Genomic DNA, 17199 nt, shown 5'->3' with positions numbered 1-17199 from the left:
AACACATGATCATCTGCATCGGCGCCGGACCCGGCGACCATTCCTACCTGACGATGCGCGGCGTGGAACTGATCCGCAATGCCGACGTGGTGGCCGGCTTCAATGCCGTGGTCGATGTGGTCAAGGACCTCATCCCCGTCAGCGCGCAGGTCGTGCTGATGGGTTATCGCGACCAGGTCGCCAAGCTCGACGAAGTCGCCGCCCTGCATCACGCGGGCAAGCGCTGCGTAGTGGTCTTCATGGGCGATATCCACTTCAGCGGCTTCCAGTACCTGGAGCGCGTGGAGCGCGCCTGCGGCCATCGCGTGGAGACCTTGCCGGGCATTTCCTCGGCGCAGATCCTCGCTTCCAGGGCGCGGGTGTGCTTTGATGAAACGACCTTCATCACCTTCCACCGGCGCGGCGATCTGGAGCCTTTCAAGCGCCATCTGGTGAACGTATTGAACGATGGACGCAATGCCATCGTCATCCCTTGTCCGTGGGATGCGGCGCGCTCCTTCATGCCGCGTCACATTGCGACTTATCTGCTGCAGCAGGGCGTCAATCCCGAACATCCCACGGAAGTCTGGGAAAACCTGACCCGGGGCGATGCCGAGTGGCACGGCAAGCTGGCCGATTGTGCCGACAAGGAATTCAGCGACATGAGCATCATGCTCATCCGTACCTTGACGCCCATGGACAGCCAGATCGAACCGCCGCCGGAGAAGGTGGCAGCAGGAGCCCCGGCATGAGCGCCACGCGCCAATCGGCTGTCGTGATCGCCGGCCACGGCAGCCGCGATCCCGATGCCCTGCGAGAATTCGAGGCATTGGTCGCGCTGGTGCGGGATCGTGCCGAGGGCCGCATCGTGCGCCATGGCTATCTGGAATTTGCGGCCCCCACGATCTCGGAAGCGGCCGCCGCCTGCGTGGCCGACGGCGCCACCGAAGTGGCGGTGGTGCCCGGCGTGCTGCTGGGCGCACGCCATGCCAAGAACGACATGCCGGCCGAACTGCTGGCCCTGGCCCGCGATTATCCGCAGGTCGATTTCCATTTCGGCGCGCCCATGGACCTGCACCCGCTGCTGCTGCAACTGGTGCAGCAGCGCGTGGTGGAAGCCGAAGCCGGTTCGGAAGAAATCATCCATCGCCAGGATGCCTGCCTGGTGCTGGTCGGCCGTGGTACCACCGACCCGGACGCCAATGGCGAGATCGCCAAGCTGGCGCGCATGGTGCAGGAAGGCATGGGCTTTGGCGGCGTCAAGGTCTGCTTCTCGGGCACGGCCACACCGCTGGTGCGGGACGGCTTGTCCCAGGCCGCTGGCGAAGGCTGGCAGCGTCTGGTGGTATTGCCGTTCTTCCTCTTCGATGGCGTGCTGGTCAAGCGTATCTACGCTGCTGCCGATGAACTGGCACAGCGCGAGCGAGGCGTGGAAGTGCTCAAGGCCGCCTATCTGGGCGTGCATGCGCACGTGGCCGATGTGATGCTGGAACGCGCGCGTGATGCCGCTGAAGGCCGTGCGGCCATGAACTGCACGCTCTGCAAGTACCGGGTGCAGATCGTCGGCTTCGAGCAGCAGGTCGGCGAGCCGCAGCGCGCGCATCACCTGCAGGTGCGCGATCTGTCCGCGCGCGAGCAGCTGGCGCAGGCCACGGCAGGCACGGCCCCTTACGTGCCCCATCCCATCGAAGCGGAAAGCATGGAGATCATCCAGGCCGGACGCGAATGGAGCAGTTTCCCGCCCGATCACCTGACGGTCTTGCAGCGCCTGGTCCACACCAGCGGCGACTTCGCCGTGGCTGATGAAATCTATTTTTCCGCCGGTGCCGTACAGGCCGGCATGAAGGCCTTGCTGCGCACCAAGCGGGTAGTAACGGATGTGACCATGGTGCAGACCGGTCTCAAGCGCGCCGTGCTGGAACAGCTGGGCGTGGAAACCTGGTGCGGCGTGCATGATCCCGAATCGCACCTGATGGCGCAGAACCTGGGCATGACCCGCTCGGCCGCCGGTATCCGGCGTGCCTGGCAAAAGTTTGGCAACGACATGGTACTGGCCATCGGTGATGCGCCCACGGCCATTACCGAGGCAGTGCGCCTGATCCGCGAACATGGCTGGCGGCCGCAACTGGTGATCGGCTTGCCGGTTGGCTTTGTCGGCACGCGCGAGAGCAAGGATGAACTGCGCCGCTGCCTGCAGGTGCCGCGCATCACCAACAGCGGTACGCGAGGCGGCTCGCCCTGGGCGGCCAGCGTGGTCAATGCGCTGATGATCGATGCCATCGCCTGGCTGGTCGCGCAGGAAGCGCAGAGCGAAGGCGTGCAGTGAACGAGACCAACGGCGAGCTGCAGCGTGCCGAGTACGACCTGTCCGTGCTGGCGCCCAATGGCCTGCGGCGCGGACGCAGTACCGGCAGTTGCGCCACCGCTGCGGTGCGTGCGGCCTTGTATCGCTTGCTGGCAGGCATGACGGTGCAGCAGACCGAAGTGAGCCTGCCGGATGGCTTGCATTACCTGAGTGTGCCGATCCAGTCCGTGAGCATGATCGATGCCGATACCGCGCAGGCGGAAGTGCTCAAGGACGGTGGCGATGATCCCGACAACACGCACGGTGCGACCATTGTGGCGCAGGTGCGGCGCAATGCCGGGGGCGAGATCCGCTTCTTCGCGGGCGAGGGCGTCGGCACGGCCACCATGCCCGGCCTGCGCGTAGCGGTGGGTGAGCCGGCCATCAACCCGGTGCCGCGTGCCATGATGCGCGCGGCCGTGACGGAGGTGCTGGCGGAGCTGCAGCCTGAGGCAAGCTTTTGCGGATTCGACCTCACCATCGGCTGTCGCGAAGGTCTCTCGATTGCGCCCAAGACTTTCAATCCCAAGCTGGGCATCGTCGGTGGCATTTCGATCCTGGGCACCTCGGGCATCGTGGAGCCGATGTCGATGGCCTCGTGGATCGCCTCCATCGAGGTCTACATCCGCGTCGCCCTGGCCGCCTGCGCGCCGGGCGATGCGGTGGCTTACCTGCCGGGCAAGATCGGCCGCGTCTTCGTGGCACAGACGCTGGGCCTGCCCGACAAGCGCAGCGTGCAGATCGCCAATTTCCTCGGCGATGCGCTGGACTTCACGCAAAAGGCGCTGGCCGAAGAGGGACGCACGCTGCCGCTGCTGTGGCTGGCGGGGCATCCGGGCAAACTGGCCAAGGTGCTGGATGGTGTATGGGATACGCACTCCAGCAAGAGCAACATGGCCATGCAGGGCGTGGCCCGCGTGGCCGAAGAAATGAACGCGGCGGGGCAGGGCGTCTGCTTTGACGCCGCCCTGCTGCAGCAGATGAAGGAAGCCAATACGGTGGAAGCAATCATAGAACTGGTGCGCCAGCAGGATGCCGCGTTGTCGCGCCGCCTCTGGTGCGAGATCGAAGCCCGCATTGCGGCGCTCACCCAGGCGCGCGTGCCGGCGGTTGAACGCATCGTGGTGCGGCTGTTCGATCTGGACGGACGGCAACTGGGAGAGGGCGCATGAGCGGGCGTCTCACGGGGATCGGTGTCGGTCCCGGTCCGGCCGGCTATCTGCCGCTGGCGGCGCTCACTGCCCTGCGCTCGGCCGACGTGATCTACATTCCGCGTGCGCGTGGCGCGGACTTGTCGGTGGCCCTGCAATGCCTGGAAGGCGTGGAGTTCGACCGCAGCCGCCTGTGCGAAATCGAATTCAACATGGATCCGGATCGCCAGGTCCTGCAGGAACATTACGCGCAACTGGGCCAGCAACTGGCGGCGCAACTGCGTGAGGGCCTGCAGGTGGTGTATCTCACCATCGGTGATGCGCTGACCTATTCGACCTACGGCTATGTGCTGGCGGCGGTGCGTGACCTGTATCCCGGGTGTGAGTGCGTGACGCTGCCCGGCATCACCAGCTACGCCGCTGCCGCTGCCGCGCTGGAATGGCCGCTGGGGGTGGGCAAGGAGCGCACGCTGATCCTCCCCTGTCCGGAAGACGCCGCCACCCTGCGCGCCGAGATCGAAGGCCATGACATCGTCGTGCTGATGAAAGTCGGCGCGCGCCTGCCTTGGGTGCTGGCCTTGCTGCGGGAGATGGGCATTGCGCAGCACTGCGGCTTCGCCCGTCGCATCGGTCTGGAGGGCGAAGTGCTGGCCAGTGACCTCACCGCGCTGGATGCGGCAGAAGCGAGCGGCTATCTCGCCGTGCTGCTGATCCGCAAGACGGCGCAGGCGCAGCGCCATCGTGCGCCCCAAGAGAATTCGAAAGGAAATGCATGAAAGTTTATTTCGTCGGGGCCGGCCCCGGTGCGGCCGACCTCATCACCCTGCGCGGTGCGCGCCTGCTGGGCCAGGTGCGCATGGTGCTGTATGCCGGTTCGCTGGTGCCGACCGCCTTGCTGGAACATTGCCACCCCGAGGCCGAGATCATCGATACCGCCGCCCTCGATCTGGAGCAGCAGCAAGCCTGCTACGTGCGTGCGCAGGAGCAGGGCATTGACGTTGTGCGCCTGCATTCAGGCGACCCTGCCATCTACGGCGCGACTGCCGAGCAGATGCGCCGCCTCGATGCGCTGGGTATTGCCTATGAAGTGGTGCCGGGCGTGTCGTCCTTCACCGCTGCGGCAGCGGCGGTGTCGGCTGAACTGACCAAGCCGGAGGTGTCGCAGAGCGTGATCCTGACGCGGGTGTCGGGACGTGCTTCAGCCGTGCCGGAATCGGAATCGATCGCTTCGCTGGCGGCACATCGGGCCACCATGTGCATCTTCCTCTCAGGTCCGCACCTCAAGAAGATCGTCAACGACCTGCTGCTGCACTATCCGCCTGAGACCCCCGTCACGCTGGTCTATCGCGCCACATGGCCGGAGCAGCGCATTTACCAGGGATCGCTCGACAAGGTGCTGGAAGAGAACAAGCGCGGCGAGTGGAACCTGACCACCATGATGCTGGTGGGGGCCGCCCTGAACAAGGAACAGGTCGCCGAATCCAGTCTCTACTCCAAGGACTTCACGCACCTCTTCCGCGTGGTCAAGAAGAACAAGGACGCCGCATGAATCCCCCCGTCGCCGCGGCTGAACTCGGCCTGTGGTCGGTGCGTGCCGAGGCGGCGGCACTGGCTCTTTACCTGCAGGACAGGCTGGGCGGCGAGCTGTATCAGCCGTGGCTGCAGGCCGAGGGCGGACTGTCGCAGCGGCAGCAGTTTGCGCTGGCCTATCGCCGCCATCGTCAATGGATCATGATCGGCGCCACCGGCATTGCCGTGCGCTTCCTGGACGGCCTGCCGCAGGACAAGCACAGCGATCCGGCGCTGGTGGTGGTCGATGAGGTGGCCCGTTTTGCCATCGCCTTGCTGGCCGGACATGAAGGCGGGGCCAACGGACTGGCCTATCGCGTAGCGCAACTGACGGGGGCGCAGCCGGTGGTGACGACCGCCACGGAAGCGGTCAAGCCGCTGGTACTGGGCATCGGTTGCCGCAAGCTGGCCTCGGCGGAGCAGATTGCCCTTGCCGTGTCGCAGGCGCTGGCGCTGTGCCCCGGCGCGTCACTGGCCCAGGTGCGCGAAGTGGCCACCATCGACATCAAGGCGCAAGAGCCCGGCCTGCTGGCCTTTTGCGCCACCCATGACTTGCCGCTGCGCGCGATTGCACGCGAGCAGATCGCCCAGCGCGCCTGGGTCGGCAAGCCCTCGGAGTGGGTGCGCCAGAATGTCGGCGTGGACGGCGTATGCGAACCGGCGGCCTTGATCGCCAGCCCCCGTGGCCGTCTGTTGCTGGGCAAGACCGCGCTGGACGGGGTGACCGTGGCCGTGGTGGATGACGCCGATGCTTGGCGGACATTCAAAGACAAGCTGTAAAACATGGAAAGTATGCAGATGGAAGTCGTCAAGAAAAAAGGCGTATTGAACCTGGTCTCCGTAGGCCCCGGTTTCGAAGAAATGATCATCCCGCGCGCCATCGAGGCCTTGCGCGACAGCGAGGTCATCGTCGCCTACGAGTTGTACCTGCGCTGGATCGCATCGCACATCGAGGGCAAGGAAATCCACACGCCGCCCCTCACGCAAGAGCGCGAGCGCGCCTTGCTGGCCATCGAGCAGGCCCGCGCCGGACGCCGCGTGGCGCTCATCTCCAGCGGCGACATCGGCATCTACGCCATGGCCGCGCTGGCCTTCGACGACATGCGCGAGGACGATACCTATGAGGTCAACGTCATTCCCGGCGTGACCTCGGCCAATGCCTGCGCTTCGCTGCTGGGGTCGCCGCTGTCGCATGACTTCGCCACGCTGTCGCTGTCGAACCTGCTGTGCCCGTGGTCATGGATCGAGCAGCGCGCCAGCCACATCGCCCAGGCCGACCTGGCCTGCGTGCTCTACAACGTGCAGAGTGCCGGGCGGCAGGAGGGCGTCTATCGCATCCTGCAGCTGATGCTGCAACACAAGGCCCCGCACACCCTGTGCGGCGTGGTGCGCAACGCCTATCGGCCGGGCCAGCAGGTGTCCATTCATCGCCTGGATGAATTGCCGGGCCTGCAGTTCGACATGCTGACCTCGATCGTCATCGGCAACCGCTTTACCCAGCGCAAGCGCGACTGGATCTTTACGCCGCGCGGCTACAACGACTGGAGCGAAGAATCGCAGGCCGCTGAAGTGGCGCAACTGCCGCCGCAGGCGGTGTGGGTCTTTGCCGGTACCAGCGATGGCAATCTGGTGGCACGCGAGCTGGCCGGACAGGGCGAGCGGGTGGTGATCTCCACGGCGACCGCTTATGGCGGCGAACTGGCCAGCCAGGATTGTCCGGGGGCTCACGTCTGGTCCGGCCGCCAGGGCGTGGAAGCGCGCCGCCAGGCCTTGCGCGAGAGCCAGGCGCGTGTGCTGGTGGATGCCACGCATCCGTTTGCGGTGCAGATGTCGCAGCAACTCATGATGCTGGCCAACGAGTTGGCGATTCCGTATCTGCGCTATGAACGCCCGAGCGACCTGGCCAGCGATGATCCGCACGTCTGCGCCGACATGGAAGAAGCCGCCACCCGCGCCATCGCCATGGGCGGCCGCATCTTCCTGGCCACCGGCTCGAAGGACCTGGGCAGCTTCCTGCAGGCACCCGGTGCGCCCGGAAAACAATGGTTCGCCCGCGTCACCGCCGATCCGGACTTCATCAAGCGCGCGCTGGAACTGGGCTTGCCGCGCGCCCACCTGTGCGCCATGCAGGGACCGTTCTCGCAGGCCTTCAATGAAGCGCTGTGGCGGGATTGGGGCATCGACTGCGTGGTCACCAAGGATTCGGGAGAGGCCGGTGGCTATCGGGCCAAGGTCGATGCGGCCCGGGCCCTGGGCATCCCGCTGTTGACGGTGCGCCGGCCAGCACTGGCCTATCCGCAGGTGGCCCATGATGTGCCGACCCTGCAGGCGCAACTGGTAGCACTGGCCGGGGGCTGAAGATGGCCAGCGTCGTCTCTACCTTGCCGCCGCCATTGCCGCCGATACCGGTCACCGTGGTGACGGGTTTCCTCGGTGCCGGCAAGACGACCTTGCTGCGCGGGCTGGTCCAGCGTCGCCAGTCGCGCCGCCTGGCCTTGCTCATCAATGAATTCGGTGAGGTCGCCATCGATGGCGACCTGCTGCGTGCCGAAGGGGATGCGCAGGGTCACGTACAGATCCAGGATTTCGCCCATGGCCTCATCGCCTATGGCGACGATGAACATTTCGTCCCCGCCATGCTGGCCCTGGCCGCACGGCGGGCGCAGATCGATCACGTGCTCATCGAGACGTCCGGCCTGGCCCTGCCCAGTGCCGTCATGGAAGTGCTGCAATCGCCGGAACTGGCCCCGCACTTCGTGCTCGATGCCACGCTGGCCGTGGTCGACACGCCGCTGCTGCTGGAAGAAGCCTTTGCTAGCGGTGACGCCGTGCGCGATGCGACGGCGCAGCTGTTCCGCCAGCAGCTGGAATGCGCCGACGTGGTGGTGCTGAACAAGATCGATGGCATGGAAGAAGCACCGCTGCTGCAGGCCGAAGAGACCGTGCGCGCACTGGCACCGAACGTGCGTTTCCTGGAGCTGGCCTATGGGGCCAGACTGGACATCCGTCTCGCACTCGGCCTGCGCCTGCACCAGGCAGGCAGCACCGTGCATCACCATTACACGCCGGTGGGCATGCCGGGCGAACGCGCCACCGTGGCGGCGGACCAGTGGCGCTTCAATGGACATGCGCACTCCGGGCTGGGCGCGCACAGCCATGGCTTGTCCACCCACAAGCATTTCCATGAGCAGGATCCCGGCTGGCAATCCTTCACGCTGCGCAGCCAGGCAGCACAGGCGCCGGAGTCCCTGCGCCGTGCGGTGGTGGCCGTGGCGCTGGACCAGCCCATCCTGCGGACCAAGGGTTTCATCGCCACCGGCGAGGGCGGCACGCAATTGCTGCAAGCCGTGCGTGCGCGCGCCGTCGTGGCCAGTGCGCAGGGTGGCAAGAGCGCAGGGGGCTCTGAGCTGGTCTTCATCGGCTACCACCCCAGTCGCGCGCGCGTGGCGCAGTTGCTGTCGTCGTTGACCGGCACCGAATGGATTTGATTTTGTTGCAGCACCAGGAAAGAACCTCACCATGAAAACCGATCCCGAATCGCACAAGCGCATGACCCAGCGTCACAAGGAGGGCTTCGAGAAGAAGAAGGCCGCCGCCCAGAAGGAAAAGGGTCTCCTGATCGTCAACACCGGGACCGGCAAGGGCAAGTCCAGCGCCGCCTTCGGCATGGGCATGCGCATCCTCGGCCACGGCATGAAGCTGGGCGTGGTGCAGTTCATCAAGGGCGCGCTCTACAGCGCTGAGCGTGACTTTCTCGGCGGGCACGCCCACTGTGACTTCCATGTCGTCGGCGCAGGCTACACCTGGGATACCCAGGACCGCGACGCCGACATGCGCACCGCCGCACACGGCTGGGCCGAGGCCGTACGCATGATCGAAGATCCGAGCTATGACATGGTGATCCTGGATGAACTCAACATCGTCCTGAAATACCAGTATCTCGATCTGGAGGAGGTGCTGCGTGTCTTCGCGGCACGCCGCGAGATGCTGCACATCGTCGTCACCGGCCGCCATGCGCCGGAGGCCTTGATTGAACAGGCCGACCTGGTCAGCGAGATGCGCCCGCTGAAACATCCCTACAAGGAGCAGGGCGTGAAGGCGCAGAAAGGCGTGGAGTTCTGATGTCTGCCCCGCAATATCGTTGCCCGGCCCTGTTCATCTCGGCCCCGGCCTCGGGCCACGGCAAGACCACCATCACCGCCGCCCTGGCACGCTTGTATCGCCACCAGGGCAAGCGGGTGCGGGTGTTCAAGACCGGCCCGGATTTCCTCGATCCGATGGTGCTGCAGCAGGCCAGCGGCCAGCCGGTGGCCAACCTCGACCTGTGGCTGGGCGGGGAGGATCACTGCCGCCGCCAGGTGGCACTGGCCGCTGCCGAATCCGATGTGCTGCTGGTGGAGGGCGTGATGGGCCTCTTCGATGGCGAGCCCAGCAGTGCCGATCTGGCGCAGTTGCTGGGCATTCCCATCGTGGCCGTCATCAATGCGCGCGGCATGGGCCAGACCATCGGCGCGCTGGCGCAAGGCTTGCTGGCCTATCGTCCCGAGCTGAAGTTCGCCGGGGTGCTGGCCAATGGCGTGGCCAGTCCGCGCCATGCGCAGATGCTGCGCCAGGGCCTGCAGAATGCACGTCCTTCTGTGCCGCTGCTGACCGGCTTGCAGCGCGACATGCAATTCGCCTTGCCGGAGCGCCACCTGGGCCTGGTGGCTGCGCCCGAGATCGCCGATCTGGATGCGCGCCTGGATGCCGTGGCCGAAAGAATGTCCGCTACTTCACTGGCCAATCTGCCTCCGGAAGTGGACTTCGGTACGCCCCCGCCGGAACGCGCATTCCCGCGCCTGCTGGAGGGCAAAACCATCGCCGTGGCGCGCGATCTGGCGTTTTCCTTCATCTACCCCGCCAACCTCGATCTGCTGGCGCTGATGGGGGCCAGCGTGACCTTCTTCTCGCCGCTGGCCGATGAAGCGGTCCCGGAGTGCGACGCGGTCTGGCTGCCGGGCGGTTATCCGGAACTGCACCTGCCAGCCTTGCAGGCCGCGCAACGGACCCAATCCAGCCTGCGCGCCCATGCCGGGGCCGGCAAGCCGCTCTATGCGGAATGCGGCGGTATGCTGTTCCTGCTGGAGACGGTCATTGCCGGTGACGGCAGCAGCGGCCAGCTGTGCGGCATCCTGCCCGGCCAGGCCACGGTGCAGCCGCGCCTGCAGGGACTGGGTTACCAGACCTTGCAGCTGAACCTGCCCGGCGCAGTCGGCGAGCATCTGCGCTGCCATACCTTCCACTATTCGCGTGCGGTGGTCGGAGCGGAGTTCATCGCGCGTGGCGAGCGTCTCTTCGATTCGTCCGAAGGGGAGGTCGTCTATCGCCGTGGCAAGGTCACGGCCAGCTATTTGCACGCCTATTTCCGCTCAGCACCGCGTACGGTGGCAGCGCTGCTGGGAGGGGCGGCCTCATGAGCGAGGGCGTCTCTCACCGCTATCCGCAGGCGCAGATCGATGCGGTCTACCGCGTCATTCGCGAGCGGCGCGACATGCGCCATTTCCTGCCCGATGCGGTCGCGCCTGAACTGCTGGAACGCCTGCTGCAGGCGGCCCATCACGGTCCCAGTGTGGGCTTCATGCAGCCGTGGCGTTTCATTCGCATCCGCAGCCAGGCGCTGCGCCAGCAGATCCATGCCCTGGTGGAGCGGGAACGCATCGCCACTGCCCGCGCACTGGATCAGCGCGAAGACGAATTCATGCGACTGAAGGTGGAAGGTATCCGCGAGTGTGGCGAGGTGCTGGTCGCAGCCCTGATGGACCAGCGCGAGGCCCATATCTTCGGCCGCCGCACCCTGCCGCAGATGGACCTGGCTTCGCTGTCCTGCGCGCTGCAGAACATGTGGCTGGCCGCCCGTGCCGAAGGGCTGGGGATGGGTTGGGTGTCGCTCTTCGATCCGGTGGCACTGGCGCAATTGCTGCATCTGCCGGAAGGCGCCGAACCGGTGGCGGTGCTGTGCCTGGGCCACGTGCCCGCATTCTATGACAAGCCCATGCTGGAGCAGGAGCAATGGGCGACCCGCCAACGTCTGCAGGACCTGGTCTTTGAAGACCGCTGGCCCGTGCAAGGAGCATCACAAGCATGACTTCCCCAATCTCAACCCGACATCGGAGCCTCATCTTCGGCGGCGCCCGCAGCGGCAAGAGTGCCCACGCAGAACGCCTGGCCCTGGCGGCGGCGCAGTCCGGTCCGCAGGAGATCGTCTATCTGGCCACCGCCAATCGCGCCGCCAGCCGCGACGATGCCGAGATGCAGGAACGCATCGCCCATCACCAGCAGCGCCGCCGCGCGCTGGGCGGCCACTGGAGCACCGTGGAAGAACCGCTGGCATTGGGTCAGGCGCTGCGCAGCCTGAGCCGGCCCGAGTCCGTGGTGCTGGTCGACTGCCTCACCGTCTGGCTGGCCAACCTGCTCTTCGCCGAGGGCGTGGACTATCCGGAGGTAGGGCCGATCACGCCGCCGCTGGCCTTCACGCAGCAGCGCGTGGATTTCCTGCGCGCCTTGCAGGAAGTGCAGGGCACCGTGATCCTGGTCTCCAATGAAGTGGGCATGGGCATCGTGCCGCAGGGGGCGATCTCGCGCTGGTTTGTTGACGAGGCGGGCCGCTTGAACCAGGCTGTGGCCGCGCTTTGCGAACGCGTGCAATGGGTGGCGGCCGGCCTGCCGCTGACCTTCAAGGACCATCCATGCTGAGCGGGCTGTCGTGGCCCGCGCTGGCCGCACTGATGGCGCTGGGCATCGCGCTGGACCTGCTGCTGGGCGAGGCGCGGCGCTGGCATCCGCTGGTCGGCTTCGGCAACCTGGCCAAGCGCATCGAGGGCAGGCTCAATCACGCTCCCGCGCTGCGTCTGCGCGGCGTGCTGGCTTGGTGCCTGGCGGTGTTGCCGCCGGTGCTGGCTTGCGCCTGGATCATTGCCGTATTGCCGGGATGGCTGGCCGCGCTGGCGCATGCGGCGCTGCTGTATTTCTGCATCGGCCTGCGCAGCCTGCGCGAACATACGCTGCCGATTGCCCAGGCGCTGGCGCAAGGCGATCTGCCATTGGCGCGGCGGCTGACCTCGTACATCGTCAGCCGGGATACGCGTGAGTCCGGGGAGGCCGAACTGGCCAAGGCGGGCGTTGAATCCCTGCTGGAGAATGGCAACGATGCCGTCTTCGGCACCTTGTTCTGGTTTCTGGTGGCGGGTGGTCCGGGGGCGTTGCTGTTCCGGCTGGCCAATACGCTGGATGCCATGTGGGGCTATCGCAATGGGCGCTTCCGGTATTTTGGCTGGTCTGCCGCCCGCATCGATGACGTCCTCAACTGGCTGCCTGCCCGCCTGACCGCGTTCTCCTACGCGTGGCTGGGGCAACGTCGCCAGGCCTTGGATTGCTGGAAAGCACAGGCACCCGCATGGAGCAGCCCCAATGCCGGCCCCGTGATGGCTGCCGGAGCAGGCGCACTGGGCCTGGCCCTGGGCGGACCTGCCATCTACGACGGTGAAGTCGAAGAGCGCCCGCCGCTGGGACGTGGCCTGCCGCCGCAAGGGCCGGACATCGTGCGCGCCTGGCGTCTGGTGGCGATGACCACGGCGTTGTGGGTGGCCGTGGTCAGCGCACTGGCAGTGCTGACCCTCGCAGTCGGAACGGGAGCGCACCATGCTTGAACACGGCGGCAATCTCAACGACGCGGCACGCCATTACGGCCGTGCGCGCAGTGAATGGCTGGACCTCTCTACCGGCATCAATCCGCGTCCTTACCCGGCCCCTGCACCTGCGCCCGATGCATGGCATCGCCTGCCCGAGCCCTCGCACGCGCTGGAACAGGCCGCCTGCGCGTATTACGGCGCGCCCCGCCTGCTGGCCGTGGCGGGCACGCAAGCGGCGATACAGGCATTGCCGCAACTGCGCCTGCAACAGCAAGGCCGACCGGCACAGGTGGTGGTCGCGGCCCCCATCTATGCCGAACACGCCCACTGCTGGCGGCGTGCAGGGCATGCCGTGCGGGAGGTGCCGTATGACGATCTGGATGAGGCGGTCCGTGAGTCGCACTGCGAGGTGCTGGTCCTGTGCAATCCCAATAACCCGACCGGTGCCATGGTGGCACCGGAGGATGTATTACGCTGGGCGGCGCTGCTGGCCGCACGCGGTGGCTGGCTGGTGGTCGATGAGGCCTTTGCCGACACCGTGCAAGGCCACAGCGTGGCCGCCCACGGCGACCAGCCGGGCCTGATCGTGCTGCGGTCGGTCGGCAAGTTTTTTGGCCTGGCCGGTTTGCGGCTGGGTTTCGTGGGGGCTGCGCCCGCCGTGCTGGAGACGCTGGCCGACTGGCTCGGTCCCTGGTCCATCAGCGGCCCGGCCCAGCAGATCGGCAGCGCCGCGCTGTGTGATCGACCATGGCAGGCCGCCACGCTGCAGACCTTGCTGGCCGAAGGCGAACGCCTGCATGCGCTGCTGGCGCAGCACGGCATCCGCGCCAGTGGTACGGCGCTGTTCCAGTGGTGGCTCGAGCCCGAGGCGCAGGTGTTTCATGAATCGATGGCGCGTGCCGGCATCTGGGTGCGCCTCTTCACGCGCGGCGCCGGTGGCATTCGGCTCGGCCTGCCGCCGGATGAAGCGGGCTGGACGCGTCTGCAAGATGCCTTGAACACATGGAGCCAACGTGGCTGATTTTCCCTTCCATACCTTGATGATCCAGGGCACCACGTCGGATGCCGGCAAGAGTACCTTGGCCGCTGCGCTGTGTCGCCTGCTGAAGAAGGATGGCATCGGCGTCGCCCCCTTCAAGCCGCAGAACATGGCCCTTAACAGCGCCGTCACCAGCGATGGCGGCGAGATCGGACGGGCCCAGGCCCTGCAGGCCCAGGCCGCCGGCATCGCGCCCCACACCGATATGAACCCGGTGCTGCTGAAACCTTCCAGCGATACCGGCGCTCAGGTCATCGTGCATGGCAAGGTGCGCGCGGATATGAACGCCCGTGACTATCACCGCTACAAGACCGAAGCCATGCAGGCCGTGCTGCAATCCTACGAGCGTCTGCGCACGCAATATGCCTGCGTGATCGTGGAAGGGGCGGGCAGTCCGGCCGAGATCAACCTGCGCGCGCGCGACATCGCGAACATGGGCTTTGCGGAAGCGGTCGATTGCCCGGTCATCATCGTGGCCGACATCGACCGGGGCGGCGTCTTCGCCCATCTGACCGGCACCCTCGATTGTCTTTCCGAGAGTGAGCGCGAGCGCGTGATCGGCTTCGTCATCAATCGTTTTCGGGGCGATATCAGTCTCTTGCAGGGCGGCCTGGATTGGCTCGAAGCCCGCACCGGCAAGCCCGTGCTGGCGGTGCTGCCTTACCTGCACGGACTGCATCTCGATGCCGAGGATGCCGTGGCGGCCACGCAGGAAGTCAAGGGCGATTTCCGCATTGTGGTGCCGGTCTTTCCGCGCATCAGCAACCACACCGACTTTGACGCGCTGCGCGCCCATCCCGGTGTGGACCTGCGTTTCATCGGGCCCGGTCAGCCGGTGCCGCCCGCCGATCTCATCATCCTGCCCGGCAGCAAGAACACGCGCGGTGACCTGCGCTGGCTGCGGGAACACGGCTGGGACACGGCCATCGCGCGGCACCTGCGCTATGGCGGCAAGCTCATCGGCATCTGTGGCGGCTTCCAGATGCTGGGGGAGAGCGTGGACGATCCGCATGGTGTGGAAGGTGCGCCCGGCAGCAGTGTCGGCCTCGGCTTGCTGCCGATGCGTACCGAATTGACGCGTGAGAAGAAACTGCTTCAGGTGGTCGGCCAATGCGCCTTCGCTGAGACGGCTGCAACGGTCAGTGGCTACGAGATCCACATGGGCGTGTCCTCCGGCCCGGCGCTGGGGCGTCCTGCGTTCGTGATCGACGGGCGCGGCGAGGGTGCGCAATCGGAAGATGGTCAGATCCTGGGCAGCTACCTGCATGGCATGTTCGATACGCCGCAAGCCTTCGGTGCGCTGCTGGCCTGGGCCGGACTGGCGGGAACGGAGCCGGTGGATCTGGACGCGCTGCGCGAGGCCAGCCTGGAGCGTCTGGCCGAATCCTGCCGGCCCTTGTATGACGCCCTGCAGCGGGTGCCGACGCGGTTTGCGCTGAAGTAATACGGCAGGCCAGACGCACGTCTGATTGTCTGGCGCTGCCGGGAGGGGTGGCTTGCTAACGCAAGGTGTACATCAAGGTGCCATAGCCGGTCTGATCGTAACCACCGCTGTTGGGTCCGTAGTCGCCGCCGCCTCCCTCTGGCCGCACCTTCTCGGCAAAGCGTTGTACGGCGGGCGCGGGCAGGCCTTTGAGCACCGCATAGTGCTGGTACAGCAGTTCCCAGATCGGACGCAGTTCGCCACGGCCTGCGGGTGAGATGGTCTCCTGCGTCACGTCGCTGTTGTGATAAGGCGTGAAGGGAACGGTATCGCCCAGGTTGTAGCGCGCCACATATTCGGCACCGCGCAGCAGCCGGTTATTCTCGTACCCGAACAGGTCATCACCCTGGTTCCAGGCCATCTGGCAGAACGCGCCGGCAAGGGCCAGGTCCAGCAGGCTGTGTCCCTGGTCGCGACCGCTTTCCTGGATCTGGCCAAGGCCGTCGGGATGGAGCGTCCAGACCAGATTGTTGATGGCACCATTGCCGGCTCCCTGCTTGAAGTAGCGGACGGCTTCCTGGTAGAGATCTTGGCGATCGGCCAGGATCCCGATCGCCATCATCGAACTCATGTTGGCGAGGTCCCAGTTGGCCCAGTAGTGATCGATGCGGGCCCCATTGTGGCGGGTGAGGAAGTCGTGATTCATCGGGTAGAAGACCCGCAGCATCATGTCCTTGAACGCGTTGAAGCCGCCGCCGGGCCAATGTGGATAGTCGCGCAGGAGTTCTCCTGCGTTGGCCAGCTGGTAGCCATAGATGCCCGATGCCAGGAAGCGGTCCGAACTGCCTTCGATAGCCTGCAAGGTGCTGGCCCATGCGTCAAGCAGGAGCGTCGCGCGCGCGGCATAGCGATCGTCGCCGCTGATTTTCCAGCGCAGGGCCAGGGCATAGGCTGCGGCCGCATCGTTGAAGAGGCGGCTGTAGTTTTCTGCATGTCCGGCTCCATCCTTGCCGCGATAGATCACGGGGACCGCCGCCGGCTGCCAGTCGAGGCCGGCGTGGCGGTTGCCGGTGAGGCGCTGCCAGCCTGCAGTCCAAGGCTGGTCCATGGCGGCCAGGCGGGTCTTGATCCGGGTGAAATCGGCGGTGGTGTGCAGGCCGCCCGGATGAACGAAGGCGCTGCCTTCGGCCAGCGCCAGCGGCGTGCATCCCGCGCACAGGCAAAGCAAGGCGGTACGCAGTGTGGTTCGGGTGGTCTGCAAGAAAATTGTCAGCATGGTGTGCGCGTCCAAGGAGCAACAATGGAGTGTCCTGCAAAGCCTGGCATCACTGAACCAGGCTCGTCCTCTGACTGCGTTACGTTGGCCGGGTTCAGCTCAGATCACAGACGTTTCACTTGCCTTGTCCTGTGAATGGTGGCCTGCCCCGGCGGTCCCGGTGTCACGGTGCGGCGTGTCAGCCAAAGAAAATCCCGGCCTTGCGGGCCGGGATGCGGTTGGGGGAGTGGCGGATGAGAATCAGGCCAGGGCTTCCTTGGCGGCTTCTTCCGGGGTGAGGCCATCGTAGTAGAGGTCAGTGAACCATTCGACCTGTTCCTCGATGTGCTCTTGTGCCTGGTCCAGCGTGGCACCGCCCTTGACCAGGAATTGCTCGACTTCGGTACACCATTGGATCAGGGCTTCGGTTTCCGGGTCCAGTTTCTCTTTCTTGGGCATGTTGACTCCTTTGCTTCGGTGATGATGGGCGTGAGTGCCCTGTGCAAGGATAGGCCAAACTGACCCGGCTTGTCCGCTTTTATTGTGCTCGTGGACACCCAGGCCACTGGCCAAGCGCCGCCGAGCGTACCCCGGCGGTGCCGGCCTGGGCATGTGGCCAAGGGGCGCTTGCCTGCCAGGTTTGGTGGCGCGTCATGCGGGCTCTTGCCACCTCTTGCGTTTGACGCTTCAGCATGCCAGATCTCGCCAAGCCTTGACCTGGTCGCGTGTCAGGAGCGACAATGCCCCCTATGCCGTATTCTTCCTCCCTCCA

Annotated in this window: 17 protein-coding genes; 15 read left to right on the top strand and 2 right to left on the bottom strand. The window is 65.9% G+C overall.

All coding sequences use genetic code 11. The features are described 5' to 3' along the window. Nucleotides 1-5: 5 nt before the first annotated feature. From E2K99_RS14150 to E2K99_RS14080, 15 genes are read left to right on the top strand one after another with little or no spacing between them, the layout of a single operon-like run. Nucleotides 6-731: a cobalt-precorrin-7 (C(5))-methyltransferase gene (locus E2K99_RS14150; protein ID WP_134222634.1), complete on the top strand. Its 726-nt coding sequence runs from the start codon at nucleotides 6-8 to the stop codon at nucleotides 729-731. Continuing rightward, entirely contained in the window at nucleotides 728-2305 is a 1578-nt protein-coding gene (locus tag E2K99_RS14145) for a precorrin-8X methylmutase (RefSeq protein ID WP_134222633.1), read from the top strand. The genes E2K99_RS14150 and E2K99_RS14145 overlap by 4 nt, the downstream gene beginning before the upstream one ends. After that, on the top strand, nucleotides 2302-3495 hold the full coding sequence (gene cbiD / locus E2K99_RS14140) for a cobalt-precorrin-5B (C(1))-methyltransferase CbiD (RefSeq protein WP_134222632.1): 1194 nt from the start codon (nucleotides 2302-2304) through the stop codon (nucleotides 3493-3495). The genes E2K99_RS14145 and cbiD overlap by 4 nt, the downstream gene beginning before the upstream one ends. Further along, a complete protein-coding gene (gene cobI / locus E2K99_RS14135) occupies nucleotides 3492-4250 on the top strand; it encodes a precorrin-2 C(20)-methyltransferase (RefSeq protein ID WP_134222631.1) in 759 nt (252 codons plus the stop codon). The genes cbiD and cobI overlap by 4 nt, the downstream gene beginning before the upstream one ends. Beyond that, a complete protein-coding gene (cobM, locus tag E2K99_RS14130) occupies nucleotides 4247-5023 on the top strand; it encodes a precorrin-4 C(11)-methyltransferase (protein ID WP_034339136.1) in 777 nt (258 codons plus the stop codon). The genes cobI and cobM overlap by 4 nt, the downstream gene beginning before the upstream one ends. Then, nucleotides 5020-5823 (top strand): cobalamin biosynthesis protein, encoded by an 804-nt coding sequence (locus tag E2K99_RS14125; RefSeq protein ID WP_134222630.1) that lies wholly within the window; start codon nucleotides 5020-5022, stop codon nucleotides 5821-5823. Before cobM ends, E2K99_RS14125 begins: the two co-directional genes overlap by 4 nt. Before the next feature lie 18 nt (nucleotides 5824-5841). Further along, nucleotides 5842-7401, top strand: coding sequence for a precorrin-3B C(17)-methyltransferase (gene cobJ / locus E2K99_RS14120; RefSeq protein ID WP_134224113.1), 1560 nt, complete (start codon nucleotides 5842-5844; stop codon nucleotides 7399-7401). A 2-nt stretch (nucleotides 7402-7403) separates the two neighbouring features. Beyond that, entirely contained in the window at nucleotides 7404-8531 is a 1128-nt protein-coding gene (locus E2K99_RS14115; RefSeq protein WP_134222629.1) for a CobW family GTP-binding protein, read from the top strand. A 31-nt stretch (nucleotides 8532-8562) separates the two neighbouring features. Beyond that, nucleotides 8563-9165, top strand: a complete 603-nt coding sequence (gene cobO, locus E2K99_RS14110; RefSeq protein WP_134222628.1) for a cob(I)yrinic acid a,c-diamide adenosyltransferase — start codon at nucleotides 8563-8565, stop codon at nucleotides 9163-9165. Continuing rightward, the gene (locus tag E2K99_RS14105) at nucleotides 9165-10499 is read left to right on the top strand and encodes a cobyrinic acid a,c-diamide synthase CobB (RefSeq protein WP_039787945.1); all 1335 of its coding nucleotides are present in this window, start codon (nucleotides 9165-9167) and stop codon (nucleotides 10497-10499) included. Before cobO ends, E2K99_RS14105 begins: the two co-directional genes overlap by 1 nt. After that, nucleotides 10496-11167, top strand: a complete 672-nt coding sequence (bluB, locus tag E2K99_RS14100; RefSeq protein WP_134222627.1) for a 5,6-dimethylbenzimidazole synthase — start codon at nucleotides 10496-10498, stop codon at nucleotides 11165-11167. The genes E2K99_RS14105 and bluB overlap by 4 nt, the downstream gene beginning before the upstream one ends. Further along, entirely contained in the window at nucleotides 11164-11775 is a 612-nt protein-coding gene (gene cobU / locus E2K99_RS14095) for a bifunctional adenosylcobinamide kinase/adenosylcobinamide-phosphate guanylyltransferase (protein ID WP_034329705.1), read from the top strand. The genes bluB and cobU overlap by 4 nt, the downstream gene beginning before the upstream one ends. Next, on the top strand, nucleotides 11769-12728 hold the full coding sequence (gene cbiB, locus E2K99_RS14090; RefSeq protein ID WP_134222626.1) for an adenosylcobinamide-phosphate synthase CbiB: 960 nt from the start codon (nucleotides 11769-11771) through the stop codon (nucleotides 12726-12728). Before cobU ends, cbiB begins: the two co-directional genes overlap by 7 nt. Next, nucleotides 12721-13731, top strand: a complete 1011-nt coding sequence (cobD, locus tag E2K99_RS14085) for a threonine-phosphate decarboxylase CobD (RefSeq protein ID WP_134222625.1) — start codon at nucleotides 12721-12723, stop codon at nucleotides 13729-13731. The genes cbiB and cobD overlap by 8 nt, the downstream gene beginning before the upstream one ends. Next, entirely contained in the window at nucleotides 13724-15193 is a 1470-nt protein-coding gene (locus E2K99_RS14080; protein WP_134222624.1) for a cobyric acid synthase, read from the top strand. The genes cobD and E2K99_RS14080 overlap by 8 nt, the downstream gene beginning before the upstream one ends. A gap of 55 nt (nucleotides 15194-15248) precedes the next feature. Here E2K99_RS14080 and E2K99_RS14075 read toward each other — a convergent pair whose 3' ends face one another. Beyond that, entirely contained in the window at nucleotides 15249-16448 is a 1200-nt protein-coding gene (locus E2K99_RS14075) for an alginate lyase family protein (RefSeq protein WP_134222623.1), read from the bottom strand. Between the two features lie 240 nt (nucleotides 16449-16688). After that, complete coding sequence (locus E2K99_RS14070) at nucleotides 16689-16886, bottom strand: hypothetical protein (protein WP_008329502.1); 198 nt, start codon at nucleotides 16884-16886, stop codon at nucleotides 16689-16691. Nucleotides 16887-17199 lie beyond the last annotated feature (313 nt).

Source organism: Herbaspirillum huttiense (assembly GCF_004367745.1).
GTDB lineage: Bacteria > Pseudomonadota > Gammaproteobacteria > Burkholderiales > Burkholderiaceae_D > Herbaspirillum > Herbaspirillum huttiense.
This window is presented reverse-complemented; position numbering and strand designations above follow the sequence as displayed.

Bases quoted from the DNA above. Each gene is read 5' to 3' on its own strand.
- E2K99_RS14150 (WP_134222634.1), top strand. From the start codon at position 6: ATGATCATCTGCATCGGCGCCGGACCCGGCGACCATTCCTACCTGACG.
- E2K99_RS14145 (WP_134222633.1), top strand. From the start codon at position 728: ATGAGCGCCACGCGCCAATCGGCTGTCGTGATCGCCGGCCACGGCAGC.
- cobI (WP_134222631.1), top strand. From the start codon at position 3,492: ATGAGCGGGCGTCTCACGGGGATCGGTGTCGGTCCCGGTCCGGCCGGC.
- cobM (WP_034339136.1), top strand. From the start codon at position 4,247: ATGAAAGTTTATTTCGTCGGGGCCGGCCCCGGTGCGGCCGACCTCATC.
- E2K99_RS14125 (WP_134222630.1), top strand. From the start codon at position 5,020: ATGAATCCCCCCGTCGCCGCGGCTGAACTCGGCCTGTGGTCGGTGCGT.
- cobJ (WP_134224113.1), top strand. From the start codon at position 5,842: ATGGAAGTCGTCAAGAAAAAAGGCGTATTGAACCTGGTCTCCGTAGGC.
- E2K99_RS14115 (WP_134222629.1), top strand. From the start codon at position 7,404: ATGGCCAGCGTCGTCTCTACCTTGCCGCCGCCATTGCCGCCGATACCG.
- cobO (WP_134222628.1), top strand. From the start codon at position 8,563: ATGAAAACCGATCCCGAATCGCACAAGCGCATGACCCAGCGTCACAAG.
- E2K99_RS14105 (WP_039787945.1), top strand. From the start codon at position 9,165: ATGTCTGCCCCGCAATATCGTTGCCCGGCCCTGTTCATCTCGGCCCCG.
- bluB (WP_134222627.1), top strand. From the start codon at position 10,496: ATGAGCGAGGGCGTCTCTCACCGCTATCCGCAGGCGCAGATCGATGCG.
- cobU (WP_034329705.1), top strand. From the start codon at position 11,164: ATGACTTCCCCAATCTCAACCCGACATCGGAGCCTCATCTTCGGCGGC.
- cbiB (WP_134222626.1), top strand. From the start codon at position 11,769: ATGCTGAGCGGGCTGTCGTGGCCCGCGCTGGCCGCACTGATGGCGCTG.
- cobD (WP_134222625.1), top strand. From the start codon at position 12,721: ATGCTTGAACACGGCGGCAATCTCAACGACGCGGCACGCCATTACGGC.
- E2K99_RS14075 (WP_134222623.1), bottom strand. From the start codon at position 16,448: ATGCTGACAATTTTCTTGCAGACCACCCGAACCACACTGCGTACCGCC.
- E2K99_RS14070 (WP_008329502.1), bottom strand. From the start codon at position 16,886: ATGCCCAAGAAAGAGAAACTGGACCCGGAAACCGAAGCCCTGATCCAA.